18 protein-coding genes and 2 tRNA genes are annotated in these 20,314 nt (G+C 63.3%); 9 read left to right on the top strand and 11 right to left on the bottom strand.

Translation table 11 applies throughout. The annotated features are described in order from the left end of the window. Positions 1-71: 71 nt before the first annotated feature. The 3 genes from KHO41_RS00070 to KHO41_RS00080 all read left to right on the top strand — a co-directional run bounded on the left by KHO41_RS00070 (position 72) and on the right by KHO41_RS00080 (position 2,139). A tRNA-Lys gene (locus KHO41_RS00070) sits at positions 72-147 on the top strand. 359 nt (positions 148-506) lie between these two features. After that, positions 507-1,484, top strand: coding sequence for a tripartite tricarboxylate transporter substrate binding protein BugE (locus KHO41_RS00075; RefSeq protein WP_211951285.1), 978 nt, complete (start codon positions 507-509; stop codon positions 1,482-1,484). Positions 1,485-1,752: 268 nt separating this feature from the next. Further along, a complete protein-coding gene (locus tag KHO41_RS00080) occupies positions 1,753-2,139 on the top strand; it encodes a hypothetical protein (protein WP_211951286.1) in 387 nt (128 codons plus the stop codon). A 92-nt stretch (positions 2,140-2,231) separates the two neighbouring features. Here KHO41_RS00080 and KHO41_RS00085 read toward each other — a convergent pair whose 3' ends face one another. After that, positions 2,232-3,749 (bottom strand): acetyl-CoA hydrolase/transferase family protein, encoded by a 1,518-nt coding sequence (locus KHO41_RS00085; RefSeq protein ID WP_211951287.1) that lies wholly within the window; start codon positions 3,747-3,749, stop codon positions 2,232-2,234. 394 nt (positions 3,750-4,143) lie between these two features. Here KHO41_RS00085 and KHO41_RS00090 point away from each other — a divergent pair, with 394 nt between their 5' ends. After that, positions 4,144-4,668 carry a MarR family transcriptional regulator gene (locus KHO41_RS00090; protein WP_211951288.1) on the top strand — a complete coding sequence of 175 codons (525 nt, stop codon included), beginning with the start codon at positions 4,144-4,146 and terminating at the stop codon, positions 4,666-4,668. Between the two features lie 201 nt (positions 4,669-4,869). Beyond that, complete coding sequence (locus tag KHO41_RS00095; RefSeq protein WP_211951289.1) at positions 4,870-9,711, top strand: NAD-glutamate dehydrogenase; 4,842 nt, start codon at positions 4,870-4,872, stop codon at positions 9,709-9,711. 26 nt (positions 9,712-9,737) lie between these two features. On the opposite strand, the gene KHO41_RS00100 is transcribed toward KHO41_RS00095, so the two are convergent. After that, on the bottom strand, positions 9,738-10,064 hold the full coding sequence (locus KHO41_RS00100; RefSeq protein WP_211951290.1) for a hypothetical protein: 327 nt from the start codon (positions 10,062-10,064) through the stop codon (positions 9,738-9,740). Positions 10,065-10,176: 112 nt separating this feature from the next. Then, on the bottom strand, positions 10,177-10,566 hold the full coding sequence (locus KHO41_RS00105; RefSeq protein WP_211951291.1) for a hypothetical protein: 390 nt from the start codon (positions 10,564-10,566) through the stop codon (positions 10,177-10,179). 193 nt (positions 10,567-10,759) lie between these two features. Here KHO41_RS00105 and KHO41_RS00110 point away from each other — a divergent pair, with 193 nt between their 5' ends. The 4 genes from KHO41_RS00110 (at position 10,760) to KHO41_RS00125 (ending at position 13,591) form a co-directional block, all read left to right on the top strand. Further along, a complete protein-coding gene (locus tag KHO41_RS00110; RefSeq protein ID WP_211951292.1) occupies positions 10,760-11,020 on the top strand; it encodes a hypothetical protein in 261 nt (86 codons plus the stop codon). A 21-nt stretch (positions 11,021-11,041) separates the two neighbouring features. Further along, positions 11,042-11,554: a cupin domain-containing protein gene (locus KHO41_RS00115; RefSeq protein ID WP_211951293.1), complete on the top strand. Its 513-nt coding sequence runs from the start codon at positions 11,042-11,044 to the stop codon at positions 11,552-11,554. A 48-nt stretch (positions 11,555-11,602) separates the two neighbouring features. Continuing rightward, on the top strand, positions 11,603-11,863 hold the full coding sequence (locus KHO41_RS00120) for a hypothetical protein (RefSeq protein WP_211951294.1): 261 nt from the start codon (positions 11,603-11,605) through the stop codon (positions 11,861-11,863). A gap of 180 nt (positions 11,864-12,043) precedes the next feature. Then, positions 12,044-13,591, top strand: a complete 1,548-nt coding sequence (locus tag KHO41_RS00125; protein ID WP_211951295.1) for a serine hydrolase — start codon at positions 12,044-12,046, stop codon at positions 13,589-13,591. 464 nt (positions 13,592-14,055) lie between these two features. Here KHO41_RS00125 and KHO41_RS00130 read toward each other — a convergent pair. The 8 genes from KHO41_RS00130 to infC all read right to left on the bottom strand — a co-directional run bounded on the left by KHO41_RS00130 (position 14,056) and on the right by infC (position 20,272). Further along, a tRNA-Pro gene (locus tag KHO41_RS00130) sits at positions 14,056-14,132 on the bottom strand. A 55-nt stretch (positions 14,133-14,187) separates the two neighbouring features. After that, positions 14,188-14,619, bottom strand: coding sequence for a MerR family transcriptional regulator (locus tag KHO41_RS00135; protein ID WP_211951296.1), 432 nt, complete (start codon positions 14,617-14,619; stop codon positions 14,188-14,190). Between the two features lie 127 nt (positions 14,620-14,746). Then, positions 14,747-15,163: an integration host factor subunit alpha gene (locus tag KHO41_RS00140; protein WP_211951297.1), complete on the bottom strand. Its 417-nt coding sequence runs from the start codon at positions 15,161-15,163 to the stop codon at positions 14,747-14,749. Between the two features lie 80 nt (positions 15,164-15,243). Next, positions 15,244-17,691, bottom strand: a complete 2,448-nt coding sequence (gene pheT, locus KHO41_RS00145; RefSeq protein ID WP_211951298.1) for a phenylalanine--tRNA ligase subunit beta — start codon at positions 17,689-17,691, stop codon at positions 15,244-15,246. A 60-nt stretch (positions 17,692-17,751) separates the two neighbouring features. Continuing rightward, entirely contained in the window at positions 17,752-18,783 is a 1,032-nt protein-coding gene (gene pheS, locus KHO41_RS00150) for a phenylalanine--tRNA ligase subunit alpha (protein ID WP_211951299.1), read from the bottom strand. A gap of 220 nt (positions 18,784-19,003) precedes the next feature. Next, complete coding sequence (gene rplT, locus KHO41_RS00155; RefSeq protein WP_008650487.1) at positions 19,004-19,360, bottom strand: 50S ribosomal protein L20; 357 nt, start codon at positions 19,358-19,360, stop codon at positions 19,004-19,006. 27 nt (positions 19,361-19,387) lie between these two features. Further along, the gene (rpmI, locus tag KHO41_RS00160; protein ID WP_011297448.1) at positions 19,388-19,585 is read right to left on the bottom strand and encodes a 50S ribosomal protein L35; all 198 of its coding nucleotides are present in this window, start codon (positions 19,583-19,585) and stop codon (positions 19,388-19,390) included. A 165-nt stretch (positions 19,586-19,750) separates the two neighbouring features. Then, on the bottom strand, positions 19,751-20,272 hold the full coding sequence (gene infC, locus KHO41_RS00165; RefSeq protein WP_084791900.1) for a translation initiation factor IF-3: 522 nt from the start codon (positions 20,270-20,272) through the stop codon (positions 19,751-19,753). Positions 20,273-20,314 lie beyond the last annotated feature (42 nt).

Here is a 20,314-nt window from a genome sequence, read left to right on the forward strand (position 1 = left end):
GTGCCGCAAAAGAAATTTCGACTTTCCTATTGCGTCTTACTAGATACCTTGCTAAAATCTTTTTCTTCGTTGGGGCGTTAGCTCAGTTGGTAGAGCAGCGGACTCTTAATCCGTAGGTCGAGTGTTCGAGTCACTCACGCCCCACCAACGAATTCGAAAAAAGGCCAACCTTGCGGTTGGCCTTTTTGCTTTTGGCCTCCGTCGCCCATTCGGACGGCTAATTCCTCACGACAGCCCGCTTTATTTCTCGATACGCGGGTTCTTCCCGATACCGTTTCCCGCCCTTTCCCTGTTGAATGGCCGTCGGCGCACAACGCGGAACGCAGTTCCGTATCGCGGAACAAATCGTTTCGATGTTGTTGGCTGGCTATCGCATAACGATGACCAGCCCGCCCCAGCCAGGACCGGACGACTCACCGACAAGCGCAGGCGAACATAATCGTCCCGAAGAACGCCCCAGCATCCGGACTGGCCGACAATCAGTGAATGAAGAACGGAGGCACTCCTTGAAAGCAGTTCTCAAAGCAGGCGCTGCGGCCTGCATCGCAGCCCTTGGCCTGTTCCATGTCAGCGCACAGGCGCAGAGCTACCCGACCAAGCCGGTCCGGCTGATCGTGCCGTTCGCGGCAGGCGGCACCACCGATATCGTCGCGCGCGCCGTCTCGGACGCGCTCGGCCGTGAACTCGGCCAGCCCGTCGTGGTGGAAAACCGTGGCGGTGGCGGCGGCGCGATCGGCGCCGATGCACTGGCCAAGTCCACCCCGGACGGCTATACGCTGGGCATTGCCACCGTGAGCACGATGGCTACAAACCCCGCCACCAACGCCCGCAACCCGTATGACCCGATCAAGGACTTCGCGCCGATCACCAACCTGGTGAACGTGCCGAACGTGCTGACGGTCAATCCGAAGGTTCCCGCCAAGACGCTGAAGGAATTCGTCGCGCTGCTGAAGGCCAGCCCCGGCAAATACAGCTACGCGTCGGCCGGCAAGGGCAGCATTTCGCACCTGGATGGCGAGCTGTTCAAGGACATCACCAAGACCGACATGGTCCATATCCCCTACCGCGGATCGGGCCCGGCGCTGAACGACACGCTGGCCGGCCAGGTCAACGTCCAGTTCGACAACCTGCCGTCCTCGATGCCGTTCATTCAGGCCGGCAAGCTGCGCGCGCTGGCCGTGGCCGCGCCCAAGCGCGTGGAAGGCCTGCCTGACGTGCCGACCTTCGCGGAAGCCGGCATGAAGGACATGAACAATATGGCCTGGTATGGCCTGGTCGCCCCGGCCAACACGCCTGCGGCCATCGTCACGCGCGTGCATGACGCCGCCGTCAAGGCGCTGCAGGATCCGGCGGTCAAGCGTCGCCTGGCGGACAGCGGCGCGTACCCCGACGGGAATACGTCGGCGCAGTACGCCGCTCAGATCAAGCGGGAACTGGATCTGCGCAAGAAAATTGCCCACGACCAGAACATCACGCTGGAATAGATTTCTGCGCTCAGCAAAAAGCCGGCTGCGAAACCAGCCGGCTTTTTTTTGTGCCGGATCGTGCATTACCAGCAATATTCCATTGCTTATTCTGCGTCAACTTGACATTGCACAGTACCGTTCAGGACGAGAAGGCGTTCAATACATTTAGAAGAAAGTTTCACTTTGCGGACCAGCGCCGACTCGGTAAATTAGCCGTGGAGTCCGCCAAACTCGGCCCCAACCGGATCGCGCAGGCGCTGCGCGACCTCCACTCGCGAGGATGAAGATGCTCAAGAAGACCGTTCCCACCCTGATCGTTGCCGCGCTTGCTGCCTTCGGTGCAACCCAGCTTGCGTACGCGCAGAAGAACTATACGGAGGGCGGCGACTTGTACGGCGGCAGCCACACCAAGAAGAAGGCCAGTCCGAACCAGAGCGCTGCCAAGTCGGGCAAGTTCGACCCGTACACGGACGGTGCGAAGCAGTCGACCAAGGCTGACCTGGCTGGCAAGAAGCTCGACCCGAACACCGATGGTGCCAAGGCAGGCAAGTACGATCCGTACACCGACGGTGCCAAGTCGGGCAAGCCTGACCCGTACACCGACGGTGCCAAGGCCGGCAAGTTCGACCCGTACACCGACGGTGCCAAGGCGCCTGCGGCCAAGTCGCAGTAAGCCCCTCAGGCCTGCTTTCCAGAGCAGGCCACGCAAACAAGACAGCCCGCATTTGCGGGCTGTTTGCTTATGGCGCTGAAGGATGCCGCCTGTCAGGCAGCCATGGCATGCTGGGGCACGGATTCACGCATGGTGCCGCGATCGCGATAACGCACGTGCCAGGACAGCGCTTCCTCGAGCAGGTGCGGTGTCTGCCCGCCCAGCCGGCTGGCACGGCGGAAGTAGTCGCCCAGCACATCGCGGTAGGCCGGGTCCGCGCAGTTGTCGATGATCTGCCTGGCACGCTCGCGCGGCGCAAGGCCACGCAAGTCGGCCAGACCGTGTTCGGTCACGATGATATCGACATCATGCTCGGTGTGGTCCACATGCGAGACCATCGGCACGATGCTGGAGATATCCCCGCCCTTGGCCACCGACTTGGTCACGAACACTGACAGATGCGCATTGCGCGCGAAGTCGCCGGAGCCGCCGATGCCGTTCATCATGTGCGTGCCGCCGACGTGCGTCGAGTTGACGTTGCCGTAGATATCGCATTCGAGCGCGGTGTTGATGGTGATCAGCCCAAGCCGGCGCAAGATCTCCGGATGGTTGCTGATTTCCTGGGGCCGCAGCACCAGGCGCGAGCGGTACCGCTCCAGGTTGGCCAGGAAATGCTGGTAGACCGAGCGCGACAGCGTCACCGAAGAGGCCGACGCGAACGCAAGCCGACCGGAATCAAGCAACTCGATCGTACTGTCCTGCAGCACCTCCGAATACATCTTCAGGTCGTGGAACGGCGAGTCGATCAGTCCGTGCAGCACGGCGTTGGAGATGGTGCCGATGCCGGCCTGCAGCGGCTGCAGCGACGGCGTCAGGCGGCCGGCGCGCACTTCGCGATCCAGGAATGCGTTCAGATGCCCGGCAATATCGCGCGTGCCTTCGTCGGGCGGCAGCGCATTGGACGGGCTGTCGTCCTTGCCCGTGATGACAATGGCGGCAATCTTTTCGGGATCGATCGGGATATACGGCAGGCCGATGCGCTGCTCTGCGGAAATCAGGGGAATGGGCTGCCGGTACGGGCGCTGCACCGGGAAGTAGATGTCGTGGAAACCTTCGAGCGCGAGCGGCATATTCATGTTGATCTCGACGATCACCTTGCGCGCCAGCATGGCAAAGCTCGCCGAATTGCCGACCGACGTGCTGGGCACGATGCCGCCCTGCTCCGTGATCGCCACCGCCTCCACTACCGCTACGTCCACCGGGGCGATCTGACCGGAGCGCAATTGCTCGACAGTTTCGGACAGATGCTGGTCGATGAACATGACCTCGCCCGCATTGATCTTGCGGCGCAGCGTCTCATCGGACTGGAACGGCAGCCGGCGCGCGATCACGTCGGCCTGCGCCAGCACCTTGTCGATGTCGTTGCCGAGCGATGCGCCGGTCATCAGCGTGATGCGCAGCGGCTCGGTAGCGGCGCGGCGCGCCAGTGCAAATGGCACTTCCTTGCAGTCGCCTGCCCGGGTGAAGCCGCTCATGCCCACTGTCATGCCATCGCGGATAAGCTCGGCGGCCGCGTCGGCCGAGACCACCTTGTCGAGCAGCCTGGGCAGGCGAATGCGTTCCTTGTACATCAACATCTCCGGTTGCCGGGCGGTTCCGGTCCGCCCGTGCGCCCCTTGGCTTTAGCGCGGGGGTTGGAAAGGCAGTGTAGCCACGCGCATACATTCCCACAGGGATATAAATTCATAAGTTGCAGTCGTGATTTTCATAGCCCATGTGCCAAGTGAAGTGCTGGCCATGTCGCTTGCATGGGTCGCCATGTGACGCTGTGGCTCGAGGCAGGACAGGACAAACCCTAGGGAACATACAAAAAACATTCGCTTCTGGTAGTGTCTGCCGCTATCAGGAAAGACCGCCCCGATTTGCCCCTGATTTCGAGGCGCGGCACCTGTGCCGCCCGGGCCGGCCAAGCTCCGGCCCAAGAGCGTTGTAATGTCGGCGACAGACATGAGGAGACGCCAATTCATGCACACCAAACCACTCGAACCCAACGAGCCGGTGGTCCTTGCCCTGGTGGACGCTGTCACCGCCTGGCAACGCGCCCTGGAGCAGACGCTGGCTGCTTCAGGTTTGAATTACGCCAAATGGCTCCTGTTGCGTGCCATCCGGCAAAATATTTTCGTCCGCCACGAGCCGCTTGCCGGGGCCATGCTGATCGATGCCGCCTGTTCCGAACGATTGCTGAGCGATTTGCAGGGTGATGGCTGGATCGAATACTCCGGCTCCGCCGCCGCCCCGCAGATCTGCGCTGCAGCAGAGGGCCGGCTCGAACGCGTATGGCAAGCCGTGAAAGCCCTGCATTCGGTCTCGGTATCGCCGTTCAGTTCGCAGGAACGCGCGGCGCTGGGTACGCTGTTGCAGCGCATGAAACTGACCCTGAGCGATCATTCCGAGCGTCGCAACCGCAGCACGACGACGGAGCCGACCGCCATGGTCGTTTGCACAAGCAGGGCCTCCTGCACCGGCACCTCCCAGCCTGCATGTGCCTGACCCCGGGAGCCTGATCCGGGCGCCTGACGGCACTTGCCCGGCGCCGCCTTGGCGGCGCGGGTGAACGGCTGACGCCGTGAAGACTTTCCCTTCGCAACGTCCTGTTTTTTCCTAAAGTATGAGCATGCACCGGCACATGCCCCGCCTGCGTACAGGCGCGCGGCATGCCCCGGCCCGCGCCCGATACCGCAAGGAGGCACCATGCCGCAGGAGAACGAAGAAAAAGTCGCACACCTGCAGGAAGAAATGCTGGCGTTCGCGCGGGAGCGGTTGCCCGCGGCAGGGTTCGAGCTGCTTGAACCGATTCTGCGGCATTACTACGACCAGACCGACTCCGATGACCTGATCCACCGCGAAGTTGCCGATATGTATGGCGCCGTGATGGCGCATTGGCAAACCGCTCAGAAGTTCGTACCGGGCACCGCGCGCATTCGTGTGTACAACCCGAACCTGGAAGAGCACGGCTGGCATTCGGACCACACCGTGGTCGAGATCGTCAACGACGACATGCCCTTCCTGGTCGACTCCGTGACCATGGAGATCAACCGGCTGGGCCTGGCCCTGCACTCGGCGATCCACCCCGTCTTCCGCGTATGGCGGTCCCCCAAGGGCGGCATCGAGAGAATCGAAGTGGGCGGCGCCGGCGGCGATGCGGCATCGCACCTGGAATCGTTCATCCATTTCGAGGTCGACCGGACCGGCGAGCCGGCGCGGCTCGAAGCACTGCGCACCGGCATTGCGCGCGTGCTCGGCGACGTACGCGCCGCGGTGGAAGACTGGCAACGCATGCGCGATATCACCGAGACCACGATCGGCAACATGGCGCAGGCACCGGATGCCAATAGTGCTGACAGCACAGAAGGACGCGCCTTCCTGCAGTGGATGCTCGACAACCACTTCACTTTCCTTGGCCAGCGCGATTATCAGTTGGTCTCCCAGGACCAGCGCTATTTCCTGCGCGGCATGCCGGACACTGGCTGCGGCATCCTGCGCGAAAGTCTGCGCCCGCCAGAAGCCGACGACCTCACGCCGCTACCCGCCGCGGCCACGTCCATCATTCAGGGCAGTTCGCCGATCTTCCTGACCAAGGCCAATTCGCGCGCCACCGTGCACCGGCCCGGCTACCTCGACTACATCGGCGTAAAGCTGCTCGATGCCAACGGCAAGCTGTTCGGCGAGCGCCGCTTCGTGGGCCTGTACACGTCCACGGCCTATACCTCTCCGATTGCCGAGATTCCGCAGGTGCGGCGCAAGTGCGCGAATATCCTCGCGCGTGCCGGCTTCCTGACCAAGGGCCACCTGTACAAGTCGCTGGTCACCATCCTCGAGCAGTATCCGCGCGATGAACTGTTCCAGATCGACGAGGACGAACTGTTCGACATCGCCATCGGCATCCTGCGTCTGCAGGAACACCAGCGCACGCGCCTGTTCGTGCGGCGCGACCGCTTCGACCGCTTCGTGTCCTGCCTGGTGTTCGTCCCGCGCGACAAGTACAACACCGACCTGCGCCAGAAGATCCAGAAGATCCTGATGGGGGCATTCCACGGCAGCGCGTGCGAGTTCACGCCGCTGCTGTCGGAATCGCCGCTGGCGCGCATTCAGCTCACCGTGCGCGGCGAGCCTGGCAGCATGCCGCAGGTCGACACGCAGGAACTGGAATCACGCATCGTCCAGGCGAGCCGCCGCTGGCAGGACGATCTGGCCGATGCCTTGCATGAGAGCCGCGGCGAGGAGCAAGGCAACAGCCTGCTGCGCCGGTACGGCAGCTCCTTCCCCGCCGGCTATCGCGAAGACTACCCCGCACGCACCGCGGTGCGCGACATCGAGCTGATGGAGCACGCGTTGCAGGGCAATGGCATTGCCATGAACCTGTACCGCCCGATCGAGGCCGTGCCCGGCGCATTTCGCTTCAAGGTGTACCGCGCTGGGGAACCGATTGCGCTCTCGCATAGCCTGCCGATGCTCGAGCACCTTGGCGTGCGCGTGGACGAGGAACGCCCATACCTGATCGAGCCCGATGGTGGCGCGCCGGTCTGGATCCATGACTTCGGGCTCGAGATCGCGGACAGCGCGAGCGGTGCCGATTTCGATATCGAGCGCATCAAGGCGCTGTTTGAAGATGCGTTCGCCCGCGCGTGGAATGGCGAGATCGAGAACGACGACCTCAACCGGCTGGTGCTGCGCGCAGAGCTTGCTGCGCGCGACGTCACCATCCTGCGCGCGTACGCGAAGTACCTGCGCCAGGTTGGCTCGACCTTCAGCGATGCATACATCGAACGCGCACTGACCGGCAATCCTGGCATCGCCGCGAAACTGGTGGCGCTGTTTGTCGCACGCTTCGATCCTGCCACGATGAGTACGCGCGACACGCGTTGCCAGCAATTGCTCGCCGATATCGAGACGGCGCTGGACCAGGTGCCAAACCTCGACGAGGACCGCATCCTGCGCCTGTTCCTCGGCGTAGTCAACGCGACCGTGCGCACCAACTATTTCCACCGCGATACCGGCGGACAACCGAGACCTTTCGTCTCGTTCAAGTTCAATCCATCGCAAGTACCCGGCCTGCCTGAACCACGGCCGATGTTCGAGATCTGGGTCTACTCGCCGCGCGTGGAAGGTGTGCACCTGCGCGGCGGCCGCGTGGCCCGCGGCGGTTTGCGCTGGTCGGACCGGCGCGAAGATTTCCGCACGGAAGTGCTGGGCCTGATGAAGGCGCAGATGGTGAAGAACACCGTGATCGTGCCGGTCGGTTCGAAAGGCGGCTTCGTCGTCAAACGCCCGCCGCCGCCGACGGATCGCGATGCGTTCCTGCAGGAAGGCGTCGCGTGCTACCAGACGTTCCTGCGCGGCCTGCTCGACCTCACGGACAACCTTGTGGCCGGCGCGCTCGTGCCGCCGCCTGACGTCGTCCGTCTTGACGACAACGACCCGTACCTAGTCGTCGCAGCCGACAAGGGCACGGCCACCTTCTCCGATTTCGCCAACGCGATCTCGGCCGAATATGGCTTCTGGCTGGGCGATGCATTCGCGTCAGGCGGCTCGGTCGGCTATGACCACAAGAAGATGGGCATTACCGCGCGTGGCGCGTGGGAATCGGTCAAGCGGCATTTCCGCGAGATGGGCATCGATACGCAAACGACGGACTTCACCGTGGCCGGCGTCGGCGACATGTCGGGCGACGTGTTCGGCAATGGCATGCTGCTGTCTCCGCATATCCGGCTGGTGGCCGCGTTTGACCATCGCCATATCTTCCTGGACCCCGATCCCGATCCGGCTTCCAGCCTGCAAGAACGCGCGCGTATGTTTGCGCTGCCGCGATCGAGTTGGGCCGACTACGATACCAAGCTGATCTCGGCCGGCGGCGGCATATTCCCGCGCACAGCCAAGACCATCGCGCTGTCGCCGCAGGTCCAGGCGGTGCTGGGCATTACCGCAAGCACCTTGGCGCCGGCCGAGCTGATCCACGCGATCCTGATGGCGCCCGTGGACCTGCTGTACAACGGCGGCATCGGCACCTACGTCAAATCGAGCCAGGAAACGCACTTGCAGGCCGGTGACCGCACCAACGACGCCGTGCGCGTGAACGGCGCGGAGTTGCGCTGCAAGGTCGTCGGCGAAGGCGGCAACCTCGGCTTCACGCAGCTCGGCCGCATCGAGTTCGCGCGCCGTGGCGGACGCATCAACACCGACGCGATCGACAACTCGGCTGGCGTGGATTGCTCGGACCACGAGGTCAATATCAAGATCCTGCTCGGTCAGGTCGTCGCCGAAGGCGAGATGACGGAAAAGCAGCGCAACAAGCTGCTGGCCGAGATGACCGATGAAGTCGGGCTGCTAGTGCTGCAGGACAACTATTACCAGACGCAGGCCCTGTCGGTGGCGGGCCGCGGCAGCACCGCTCTGCTCGATGGCGAGGCACGCCAGATCCGCTGGCTGGAGCGCGCCGGCCGCCTGAACCGCGCGCTCGAATTCCTGCCCGGCGACGAAGAGATTGCCGAGCGCAAGGCCGCCGGCGAAGGGCTGACCTCGCCGGAACGTGCAGTGCTGCTGGCGTACAGCAAGATGTGGCTCTATGACGAACTGCTGGCCTCTGACGTCCCGGAGGATGCACTGGTGGCGGGGCTGCTGCTCGACTACTTCCCGGTACCGCTGCGCCAGCGCTATGGCGAGGCCATGCAGCGCCACCCGCTGCGCCGCGAAATCCTGGCCACGCACCTCACAAACCTGCTCGTCAACCGGATCGGTGCAACCTTCGTGCATCGCATCATGGAAGAAACGGATGCGCGTCCGGCGGACATCGTGCGCGCGTGCCTGATCGCGCGCGACGTGTTCGGACTGACTGCGCTGTGGGAAGACATCGATGCACTCGACAACCGCGTGGCCGATGCCGAACAGGCACGGATGTTCAGCGCGGTCGGACAACTGCTTGAGCGGGCCTGCCTCTGGTTCATCCGGTACTTGCGCACCGGCGGAAGCACCGCTGCGGACATGACACGCTTCACGCAGGCGGCCCAATGGCTGGTCCCGCAATTGCCGGCCTTGTTACCGCAGGCCGATGCCGCGGCACTGGCCGATCGCACGCGTGCGCTGACCGATGCCGGCGTCGAGCCGGCGCTGGCCCAGAAGGTAGCCAGCAGCGACATCGCCGCGGCGGCGCTCGATATCGCGGAGGTCGCAGCATCGTGCGATCGTCCGCTGGAACTCGTGGCTGGCGTCTACTTCGCGCTCGACACCCAGCTCAGCTTCGGCTGGCTGCGCGAGCGCGCGCAGGCGCTGCCCGCCGATACGCATTGGGATCTGCTCGCCCGCACCACCACGCTGGATGACCTGGGACGCCTCAAGCGCGCGCTGATGACCAGTGTGCTCGGGCAGTCCGGCGACTATGGCAACGCGGAACCGCTGATCGACAGCTGGCGTGGCAGCCGGCAAAACGCGCTGGAACGCTTCACGCGCATGCTGACCGACCAGCGGGCATCGGGCGCCACGGGACTGTCGATGCTGTCGGTGGCTATCCGCGAGATCGGGATGCTGGAACGAAGCTGACGAAGCCTGAGGGACCGTCAGGTCCCTCAGTCCTCGCCCTCGTCCTCGTCCGGCCCGCGCGGGCGGAATTCGAGGCCCAGCAGTACGACCAGCTCGAAGGCATCGGCGAGCAGGTGTGTCTGCCGTGGCAGCAGGCTGGCGTAGGGCATGTCGTAGATCGACTGGTGCGCGGCGCGCTGGCCCTTCAGGCCCCGGTCCCGGGCAATGTCCGAAAGCAGCGCCGCAAAGCCGGACAGGTCCTGAGCGGCCAGCGCGGAATTCAGCACCCTGGCGATCACCTCGGGGGATGCGCCGGCCCAACCGATCCGTTCGGCATTGGAGGCTGGCTTGTGAGGGAGGTCGGAAATGTCCATGGGCAGTCTAACGGTCCGCGGTCCTGCTCCTTGAGCGCAAAGTGACGTAGCAATTACCCTACATGCGAGGGGTTAAATCAATCCATCCGCTGACGAACGAGCCCCGCCAAGCTCAGCCATTGTGCTGCACCCATTGGCGTGCCCATGCGATGGTTGCCACGCGCGCTTCTTCCGGTGTCGGATACGTCGTGGGCGGTGAGCCGCCTTCCAGCGCGACGGCGCCGGAATCCCAGATATCGCAGACGCCGCGAAACCGGCTGGCCCCGAGCGCATGGCAAAACACATGAATCACGAAACCGCGGTATTCGACGATGTCGGTGGCCGCTTCCGGCAACGGCTCGGGGTCCACTGCCTGTTCTTGCTCCGCAAGCACGGCAGCGGCCATGCCCGCACCGGCATCGCGACGCACACCGTTCGCCAGCCACGCGCCGAGGCACGCCACTGCGGCACCGGACAGCAAACCCAGCCCAAACCAGCAGGCCCTGTTATGACAATGCGCCATGGCTGCCCCCTTGGATTCACGGAGCGACGTGGAGCGGCGTTCGTCCCCCTTGTGGTTCAGGTTATACCAAAGCCGGAAACACAGTCGCCGCAATGGCAGCATTCGTCACTTCAATGCCGCGCGCAAAGGAGATGACGCACGCGTTCCTGGCATTTATACTGTATATTCATACAGTATTCACAAAGGCACTACCATGCCGCTCTATCAATCCGATTCCATCTTGCTGGAAGCGCACTACTTCGGTGACGATGCGGAGTACATGCGCCTGCCTTGCGCAAACGTCAGCGTCGGCAACGGCGCCATCGTCGTGCAGGGCATCGAGCCGAGGCAACTGCAAGGCTTGCGCTGGACGCCCGACTTCCTGTCGTTCGACGCGAGCGGCAACCACCACCGCTACCCGGTCGGCCGACCGGCCTTCATCGGCCCTGACCGCGCGCAATTTGCGCTGCTCTGACGAAGCCCTCTCGCCGACACCATGCAAGCTGACAGCACCGCTGATCGCCTGATCAAAGCCCTGGATCTGCAGCCCCATCCGGAAGGCGGCTATTTTCGCGAAACCTACCGAAGCGCGGAGAATATCCAATGCAGCGACGGCCGGCAGCGCAGCGCGTCGACTGCCATCTACTACATGCTGCGCGACAACGATTTCTCCGCATGGCACCGCATCCGGTCGGATGAACTGTGGCACTTCCACGCCGGCACGCCGCTCGATGTGCATGTGCTGAGCGGCGACGGCAACCTTGTCACGCATCGGCTTGGCAATCCGCTGGAGCACCGCGGCGCGCTGTTTCAGGCCATGGTTCCAGCCAATCATTGGTTTGCTGCCGAACGCGTGCCATCAGGTGCGCAGGATTTTTCGCTGCTTGGTTGCACTGTTGCCCCGGGGTTCGAGTTCACTGAATTCGAGCTGGCAGATGCATCGGGGCTTGTGGCGATTTTTCCTCGTCAAACCAGCCTGATCCACCGGCTCTCACGTCGGCCTACGTGAGCGTTAGTCGCGGTGCTACGATGGCCTGAAAGAGCCCCGGAGACGCCCATGGTCCTGAAGCGCTATCACGAACTGCCTGCGGAAGAACGGGACGCTTTTGAAGCCGCCTGTGCGCGGCATGGTTTTGTTGTCGAAGACTTTGAGGTGACGGTGGACGATGATGGGTCTGACGCGCAGCGGACCATCAGCGTTGGGCGCGTGGTGGGAAGTCAGTTCGAGCGGTACGCGAGGGCCGATGGCGCAGCTTGGGTTGGACGCTTCGAACGCGACCTGGCTGGCGATGTGTTTGGGTTTCCGTTGGCGGATTGAGCGGTGAGCCAACATCGCTTTCCTGACCGCACCTCGTCATCCTGCATGACATACAACAAGCAGGATTGGATGCAAGCCCTTCACGCTGAGGCATAGTACCTCCAGCACACCATCGCCTACAGTAGTTCCTATCGGTCTGCACACAGGGCATGGAGCCCCTTTGCCGCCAGGAGAACAGCCGTGGGAAAACTGCAAGATCGTCGCCGCTTCCTCGGTGCTGCGCTCAGTGGCGTGCTGGCCCCTGCCTTGCCAGCCTGCGGCGGCGATGGCGATTCCCAATCCTCGCCCGGATCCGTCCCCGAAGCGCAGATCACTCAGGCCATCGCCCAGGTCGACACGCTGGCCGCCAACCTGATGAGCGCTTCCGGTGTGCCCGGCATGGCGGTTGCCGTGGTCCGCGGCAACCAGACCGTGTACGCCAAGGGCTTTGGTCGCCGGCTGGTGACCGACCCCGCTCCCGTCGATGCCGACACCGTGTTCCAACTCGCCTCGGTGTCCAAACCCATCGGCGCTACGGTAGTGGCGCGCCAGGTCGGGCGCGGCAGCATCCAGTGGGATACGCCGGTCATCAAGCATTTGCCATGGTTCGCTCTGTCGGATGCCGAAACTACCGAGGCCGTGACCGTCGGCGACCTCTATGCGCATCGTTCCGGCCTGCCCGACCATGCCGGCGACCGGCTCGAAGATATGGGCTACGATCGCCGCGAAGTACTCACGCGCCTGCGCTTCCTGCCGCTGCATCCGCTGCGCGCGGTCTACGAGTACACCAACTTCGGCATGACCGCCGCAGCCGAGGCCGTGGCGACCGCGGCCGGCATCGACTGGGCCACGCTATCGGAGCAGGCCATCTACCAGCCACTGGGCATGGCGCGTACCAGCTCACGCTACGCCGACTTTGCCGCGCGCGACAACCGGGCACTCGGCCACGTGAAGGTCAATGGCAGTTGGGTGCAAGGCATGGGAACCATGCCGGATGCGCAATCGCCTGCGGGCGGAGTCAGTTCTTCAGTCAACGACATGGCGAAATGGCTGATCATGCTGCTGGCCAAGGGTGAGTACGCCGGCCAGCGCATCGTCGATGCTGCAGCACTGGCACCCGCGCTGGAGCAGCAGATGCAAAGCAGTCCGCCCGTCAATGGCCGCCCGGCGGGATATTACGGCTATGGCTTCAACGTCGGCACGACCGAGCTGGGCCTGACTTCCTACAACCATTCAGGCGCCTTCGCGGTGGGCGCGGCCACCAGCTTTACCGCAGTGCCGCCGCTGAACCTGGCCATCGTCACCCTGACCAACGGCTACCCAATCGGCATCCCTGAGACGTTGAATGCGCAATTCCTCGACCTAGTCCAGTATGGCGCCTTCCGCCGCGACTGGAGCGCGATCTTCACCGAGGCCTTTGCGCCGCTGCTTGTGCCCGAGGGCCGGCTGGTGGGCCAGTCGCCGCCGGCCAGCCCGTTGCCGGCGCGCGCGCTATCCACCTACGCAGGCATCTATGCCAACGACTACTATGGGCCGCTGCAGGTCGCCGAGCAAAGCGGCACGCTCGTGATGACGCTCGGTGCCAGGCCCCTCACCTTGCCGCTGACCCACTTGGACGGCGATGTCTTTACCTTCACGCTCCACAACGAGAACGCGACGCCGGGCACTATCTCGCGCGCAGCGTTTGCCAGCGACCGGGTGTGGCTCGAGTACTACGACCACGAGGGGCTTGGGGTCTTCACCCGCTGAGACTTGCGTTGCAGGCGCGCTCCTTTCTCGTTTGCGCCAATTCTCGTACACGCACCCCATTCCCCTGCGGATCGTGCCGCATAGTCAATGAGCACGCTGAGGTGGTGGCCGGCAATGTGTCGATTCGCTTCCGTCGGGCCTTTGCGTCGCGATGGTAAATGCGTTTTCCCGACGCTCGATTAATCGATGATTGAGCCGGAAAAAATCCATTAAATGCGCGGGCGCGTGAATGGGCCACTATGAGCGCCTTGCGTAAATCACCGTCTCGCAGATGGCCGAGGAGTACCGCGTTGCGGTCGCACACGTGAGATCGCCACGCGACTGGGCATTGGTGGAAGCGCAGCCTGCGTAGGCTCACTCATCGACAATGGCGCCACGAGCTGAGAAAGGCGGCGAAGTTAGACAAACCTGCCGAAGATAGACAAAAGGCCTGACAGGTAAAACCTGTCAGGCCTTCTATTTACTGGTCGGGGCGAGAGGATTTGAACCTCCGACCACCTGCACCCCATGCAGGTACGCTACCAGGCTGCGCTACGCCCCGAAGAAAAAGATTATAGCAGACGCATTTCCCCGCTGACCAGCCGTGCTGCTGAAATTTATGTGCGCCGCACGATCTGCTGAAGCTGTGCGAGCAGGTGCTGGACGTCGACGAGTTCACCTCGAAGACTGGTGATATCCACCGACGGCACCGACGTCTTCGCCGTGGTCTCCACAGCCACTTCTTCTGTCTCTGCCGCGGCATGATGATGCGCGTGCCGCCCTTCATCCAGCCGATTGCGCGCACCATTGATCGTGAAGCCCTGCTCGTACAGCAGCTCCCGAATGCGACGGATCAGCAGGACTTCATGATGCTGGTAATAGCGCCGGTTGCCCCTGCGCTTGACCGGCTTGAGCTGGGTGAATTCCTGCTCCCAGTAGCGCAATACGTGCGGCTTGACTGCGCACAGTTCGCTGACTTCACCGATGGTGAAGTAACGCTTGGCGGGAATGGGCGGCAGCGCTATGCGCTCGCTGGATTTGTCCGACATGAGTGGTGTAGACAGGCGTCAGGCCATGCCGGTCGGTTTGAGTTGGCGCGTCGATCCGCGCGCCATGAAGCATACAGACGCCTGCTGTGCCAAGCAATCCGCCGTTGGGGTGATCCCGGCCGGTCGGTCAGCCTGGTACGTCCAGGCCCGCACGCTCCTCCACCAGGCTCTTGAGCTTCTGGCTTGCGTGGAATGTCACGACGCGGCGCGCGGTGATGGGAATGACTTCACCGGTCTTCGGATTGCGGCCGGGGCGTTGCGGCTTGTCGCGCAACTGGAAGTTGCCGAAGCCGGAGAGCTTGACGCTATCGCCATGCTCCAGCGCTTCGCGAATGACGTCGAAGAAGGCTTCGACCATGTCCTTCGATTCGCGTTTGTTGAGGCCCACCTGGTCGAACAGCATTTCGGCGAGTTCGGCCTTGGTCAGCGTCGGCACCTCGGTGGCGCGGTTTTCCGGCATGGAGTCGTCGCGGGAGGAAGCCTGCCGGTCGCTCATCTCGCCCAAAGCTGCTGCGGTCATGGAGTTCGCGTCTCGATCTTTCATGTCGATCGCTCAAGGAATTCTGTCTGGCGATCCGCCCGGGTGCACTGCCCGGGCGCCCTGTCTGTGGTACGTGCTGGTGGTCAGCCGCGCAGGCGGGCCTGGAAGGCTTCGCCCAATGCTTCGACCATGCAGCGCACCGCGCTGTCGACGGTCTCGTCCTGCAGGGTCGACCCAGTATCTTGCAAGGTCACCCGGAACGCAAGGCTTTTCTCGTCGGCCGCGATGGCGGCCGAAGCAGCCTTCGGACGGAACTCGTCGAACAGTACCAGGCTCTGGCAATAGCGGCCAAAGTCCTGCTTGTCGAGCGCTGCGCGCATGCTGTCAAGCATGTCCTGCACGCGTACCGACTGCTTCACGACTACAGCCAGATCACGCACGGCGGCAGGGAACTTCGAGATCTCGGTGTAGCTCGGCAGGCCAGCTTCACGCAGCGCATCGAGCTGGAGTTCGAACAGTACAGGCGCCTGCGTCAGTTCATACTCCTGCAGCCAGCGCGGATGCATTTCGCCCACGACGCCGACCGGCTTGCCATCGATCAGCACGCGCGCTGCGCGGCCCGGGTGCAGCGCCGGATGTGCGACCGGTTCGAAGCGCGCGACGCGCGGATGGAACAGCGCTTCCACATCGCCCTTCACGTCGAAGAAATCGACGTTGCGCGTGGCGATGCCCCACTGCTCTTCGAAGGCGGGACCGTAGGCGATACCGGCAGCCATCATCGGTTGATGGTAGCCGGCCACCGTCAGGCCGCCGTCCTTCACATCGGCATCGCGATGAAAGACACGGCCGACTTCGAACAGGCGCACACGTGCAGCCTTGCGGTTCAGGTTGTAGCGCACCTTGTCGAGCAGGCCGCCGATCAGCGAGGACCGCATTACCGCAAGCTGGCTCGCGATGGGGTTCAACAGGCGGATCGGGTTGTCATTGGCGGCGAAGTCTCGCTCCCACTTCTCCTCAACGAAAGCGAAGTTGATGACTTCCTGATAGTCGCGCGCGGCCAGCGCATGGCGCACTACGTGCGTGGAGCGGCGGCCTTCGTTGGTCGGGCGCATCTCGCTCTCCGCCACGGGCGGGCGCGCGGCAATGCGCTCGAAGCCGTAGATGCGCGCGACTTCTTCGATCAGGTCTTCTTCGATCTCGATGTCGAAGCGATAGCTCGGCGGCGTGACCTCGAACACTTCGCCTTCGGCACCTTGCGAGCGCATGAACGGAAGCTGCAGGCGCTGGAACACATCGGCCACGACGGCCGACGACAGCTCGATGCCGAGCACACGTTCGGCCCGCGCCAGACGCAGACTGACGGGCTTGCGCTGCGGCAGGTTGACGATGTGATCGTCAACCGGACCGGCCTGACCACCGCAGATCTCGAGGATCAGCGCGGTGATGCGTTCGATATGCTCAACCGTCGTCGCATAGTCCACGCCGCGCTCGAAGCGATGCGCCGCATCGGTCGAGAAGTTGTAGCGGCGCGCACGGCCCTGGATGGCCGATGGCCACCAGAACGCAGCTTCCAGATAGATGTTAGTCGTGTCCAGCGTCACAGCGGTGCTGTCGCCGCCCATGATGCCGGCCAGGCTCTCGATCTCCTTGTCGTCGGCGATCACGCCGACCTGCTCGTCCACCTCGATGGTGTTGCCGTTCAGCAGCTTGATCTGTTCGCCCTTGCGGCCCCAGCGCACGTCGAGCCCGCCGTGGATCTTGTCCAGGTCGAACACGTGCGACGGGCGGCCCAGCTCGAGCATCACGTAGTTGGAGATATCCACCATCGCCGAGATGCTGCGCTGGCCCGAGCGCTCCAGGCGCTGCACCATCCAGGCCGGCGTGGCCGCGCGCGCATTCACGCCGCGGATCACACGGCCCGAGAAGCGGCCGCACAGGTCGGGCGCCGACACCTTTACCGGCAGCTTGTCGTCAATGGTGACCGCCACGGGCTTCATGTCCGGCAGCGTCAGCGCGGCGCCAGTCAGGGCCGACACTTCACGCGCCACGCCGTGGATCGACAGGCAGTCAGCCTTGTTCGGCGTCAGCTTGATGATGAAGACCTGATCGTCGAGATCCAGGTATTCGCGGATGTTCTGGCCGACAGGCGCATCTTCCGGCAGCACCAGCAGGCCGCCATGGTCTTCCGACAGCTTCAGCTCGCGCGCCGAGCACAGCATGCCGTAGCTCTCCACGCCGCGCAGCTTGCCAACCTTGATTTCGAACGGCTTGCCATCCGGCTCAGCCGGCGGCAGCACGGCGCCAACCAATGCGCACGGCACCTTGATGCCGGGCTTGACGTTGGGCGCGCCGCAAACGATCTGCAGCGTCTCGCCGGTGCCGGCATCGACCTGGCACACGTTGAGGCGGTCTGCATTGGGATGGCGCTCGGTCGACAGCACGTGTGCGACCACGATCTTGTCGAACGGCGGCGCGACCGGGCCGACCTCTTCCACTTCGAGCCCGGCCATGGTCAGGCTGTGCGACAGCGCGTCGGTGGAGATCTTTTCAGGGTTGGCGAAGGTGCGAAGCCAGGATTCCGAGAATTGCATGGCGCTTCTGATCCGGTAAGTATTCTGTGATGTCTTTGACGAAGGGCTGGGCGCGGCGCGTCAGGCGAACTGGCGCAGGAAACGCACGTCGCCTTCGAAGAACAGGCGCAGGTCGTGGATGCCATAGCGCAGCATCGTCAGGCGCTCGAGGCCCGAGCCGAACGCGAAGCCGATGTAGCGCTCCGGGTCCAGGCCCATATTGCGCAGCACGTTCGGGTGCACCTGGCCGGACCCGGAGATCTCCAGCCACTTGCCGTTGCCGAACGCCATGTCGATCTCGGCCGATGGTTCCGTGAACGGGAAGTACGACGGGCGGAAACGCACCTGGATATCGTCGCGCTCGAAGAACTTGCGCAGGAAGTCGGTGTACACGCCCTTCAGGTCGGCAAAGCTCACGTCCTCGCCGATCCACAGGCCTTCGACCTGGTTGAACATCGGCGAGTGCGTGGCGTCGCTGTCGACGCGGTACGTGCGGCCGGGGCAGATCACCTTGATCGGCGGCATGGCTTTGCCGGCGTACTTCTCGACGTGCATCTTCGCGTAGCGCACCTGCATCGGGCTGGTGTGCGTGCGCAGCAGCAGGAGCTTGTCGTCGCTGTCGCGGCCGTCGATATAGAACGTGTCCTGCATCGAACGCGCCGGATGATTGTCCGGGTTGTTCAGCGCGGTGAAGTTCATCCAGTCCGTTTCGATCTCGGGGCCATCGGCCACATCGAAGCCGATCGAGCCGAAGATCTGTTCCACGCGTTCCCACGTGCGCATGACCGGGTGCAGGCTGCCGCGGCTGACTGCGCGGCCCGGCAGGGTCACGTCGATGGCTTCGGCGGACAGGCGCGCATTCATCAGCGCATCGGCCAGTGCCTGGCGGCGCGCCGTAAGCGCGGCTTCGACTTGCTGCTTGACTTGGTTGATGCGCGCGCCTTCAGCCTTGCGCGTTTCCGGGTCGAGCTTGCCGAGGCCCTTGAGCAGTTCGGTCAGCGCGCCGGTCTTGCCGAGGAACCTGGCCTTCTCGTTTTCCAGCGTGGCGTTGTCGTTGGCGGCGGCGAAAGCGGCCTGGGCGTCGGCGACGATTTGATCCAGATCCTGAGACATGGCGGTCGTGGAAATAGCTTGGCGCCGTGACGATGCAGCCGTCGCGGCGTGGGTTGGTGTTCGTTTCGAATGGCGTTTCGGCACTGCCCGCGGTGATGACTGCTAAGCAATCGCCGAAGCGGCATTCGAAAATGAAAACGGGGCCCCGTGAGAGCCCCGTTTCAGCAGACCTTGCGGTCGGTGCTTGCCCGGCAACCCCTACGGGTTGCCGCAGCCGGCATCAGGCAACGGTGGCTTTCACCTGGTTGACGATGGCGGCAAAGGCAGGCTTGTCGTGAATAGCCATGTCCGACAGCACCTTGCGGTCCAGTTCAATCGAGGCCTTCTTCAGACCGTTCATGAACACGCTGTAGGTCATGCCATGCTCACGCGTCGCGGCATTGATACGCGCAATCCAGAGAGCGCGGAACACGCGCTTCTTGTTGCGGCGATCGCGGTACGCGTACTGGCCAGCACGCATGACCGCCTGCTTGGCGATACGGTAGACATTATTGCGACGGCCGCGGTAACCCTTGGCAGCGTCGATGACTTTCTTGTGACGGGCCCGTGCAGTGACCCCACGCTTTACTCGAGGCATGTAATTCTCCTTTCGTTTTCGTAAGGGTTATGCGTAAGGCATCATCGCCCGCACCGACTTCAGGTTCGTCTCATGGACGTCCTGAGTACCGCGCAGGTGACGCTTGTTCTTGGTGGTCTTCTTGGTCAGGATGTGACGCTTGAAGGCCTGGCCACGCTTGAACGAGCCATTCGGACGGGCAGTAAAGCGCTTGGAGGCGCTTTTCTTCGTCTTCATCTTCGGCATGAAAAACTCCAGCTCTATGACATGCATGCAGGTGGACGGCTGTCGCCGACGCTTGCAAGACCCGCATCCACTTGTTGTTGCACGGCGCCACAAGGGTTCCGCGCTACTTCCACGCGACACAACGCCGGAATGCCTCGGCATCCCGGCCGCCGCATCGCGCAAAAATTACTTCTTCTTCTTGGGGGCGATCACCATCACCATCTGGCGCCCTTCCATCTTCGGCATCTGCTCGACCTGGCCGATTTCCTCCAGGTCCGCCTTCAGGCGTTCGAGCACACGCACGCCGATTTCCTGGTGCGCCATCTCACGGCCGCGGAAGCGCAGCGTGATCTTGGTCTTGTCGCCATCTTCCAGGAAGCGCTTCAGGTTGCGCAGCTTGACGTTGTAGTCGCCATCATCCGTGCCAGGGCGGAACTTCACTTCCTTGACCTGGATGATTTTCTGCTTCAGCTTCGCCTCGTGCGCGCGCTTGGCTTCCTCGTACTTGAACTTCCCGTAATCCATGATCCGGGCGACAGGCGGAGTCGCGTTCGGGGCGATCTCCACCAGGTCCAAGTCCTTGTCCTCAGCCAGCCGCAGTGCGTCCATGAACTTGACGATGCCGAGCTGCTCGTTATCAACCCCTACCAGGCGCAGCTCAGGCGCACTGATCTCCCGGTTGATGCGATGACCTTTGTCCGTAGCGATGTTGCGTTACCTCAAGAAGACAAAAAAACAAGCCGTGCTTCC

The sequence above is a fragment of the Cupriavidus numazuensis genome (assembly GCF_905397435.1).
Classification (GTDB): domain Bacteria; phylum Pseudomonadota; class Gammaproteobacteria; order Burkholderiales; family Burkholderiaceae; genus Cupriavidus; species Cupriavidus numazuensis.

Bases quoted from the DNA above. Each gene is read 5' to 3' on its own strand.
- pheS (WP_211951299.1), bottom strand. From the start codon at position 18,783: ATGTCTCAGGATCTGGATCAAATCGTCGCCGACGCCCAGGCCGCTTTC.
- KHO41_RS00140 (WP_211951297.1), bottom strand. From the start codon at position 15,163: ATGAAAGATCGAGACGCGAACTCCATGACCGCAGCAGCTTTGGGCGAG.
- KHO41_RS00110 (WP_211951292.1), top strand. From the start codon at position 10,760: ATGCCGCTCTATCAATCCGATTCCATCTTGCTGGAAGCGCACTACTTC.
- rpmI (WP_011297448.1), bottom strand. From the start codon at position 19,585: ATGCCGAAGATGAAGACGAAGAAAAGCGCCTCCAAGCGCTTTACTGCC.
- KHO41_RS00120 (WP_211951294.1), top strand. From the start codon at position 11,603: ATGGTCCTGAAGCGCTATCACGAACTGCCTGCGGAAGAACGGGACGCT.
- KHO41_RS00080 (WP_211951286.1), top strand. From the start codon at position 1,753: ATGCTCAAGAAGACCGTTCCCACCCTGATCGTTGCCGCGCTTGCTGCC.
- KHO41_RS00090 (WP_211951288.1), top strand. From the start codon at position 4,144: ATGCACACCAAACCACTCGAACCCAACGAGCCGGTGGTCCTTGCCCTG.
- KHO41_RS00105 (WP_211951291.1), bottom strand. From the start codon at position 10,566: ATGGCGCATTGTCATAACAGGGCCTGCTGGTTTGGGCTGGGTTTGCTG.
- KHO41_RS00115 (WP_211951293.1), top strand. From the start codon at position 11,042: ATGCAAGCTGACAGCACCGCTGATCGCCTGATCAAAGCCCTGGATCTG.
- KHO41_RS00095 (WP_211951289.1), top strand. From the start codon at position 4,870: ATGCCGCAGGAGAACGAAGAAAAAGTCGCACACCTGCAGGAAGAAATG.
- KHO41_RS00135 (WP_211951296.1), bottom strand. From the start codon at position 14,619: ATGTCGGACAAATCCAGCGAGCGCATAGCGCTGCCGCCCATTCCCGCC.
- KHO41_RS00100 (WP_211951290.1), bottom strand. From the start codon at position 10,064: ATGGACATTTCCGACCTCCCTCACAAGCCAGCCTCCAATGCCGAACGG.
- rplT (WP_008650487.1), bottom strand. From the start codon at position 19,360: ATGCCTCGAGTAAAGCGTGGGGTCACTGCACGGGCCCGTCACAAGAAA.
- KHO41_RS00085 (WP_211951287.1), bottom strand. From the start codon at position 3,749: ATGTACAAGGAACGCATTCGCCTGCCCAGGCTGCTCGACAAGGTGGTC.
- pheT (WP_211951298.1), bottom strand. From the start codon at position 17,691: ATGCAATTCTCGGAATCCTGGCTTCGCACCTTCGCCAACCCTGAAAAG.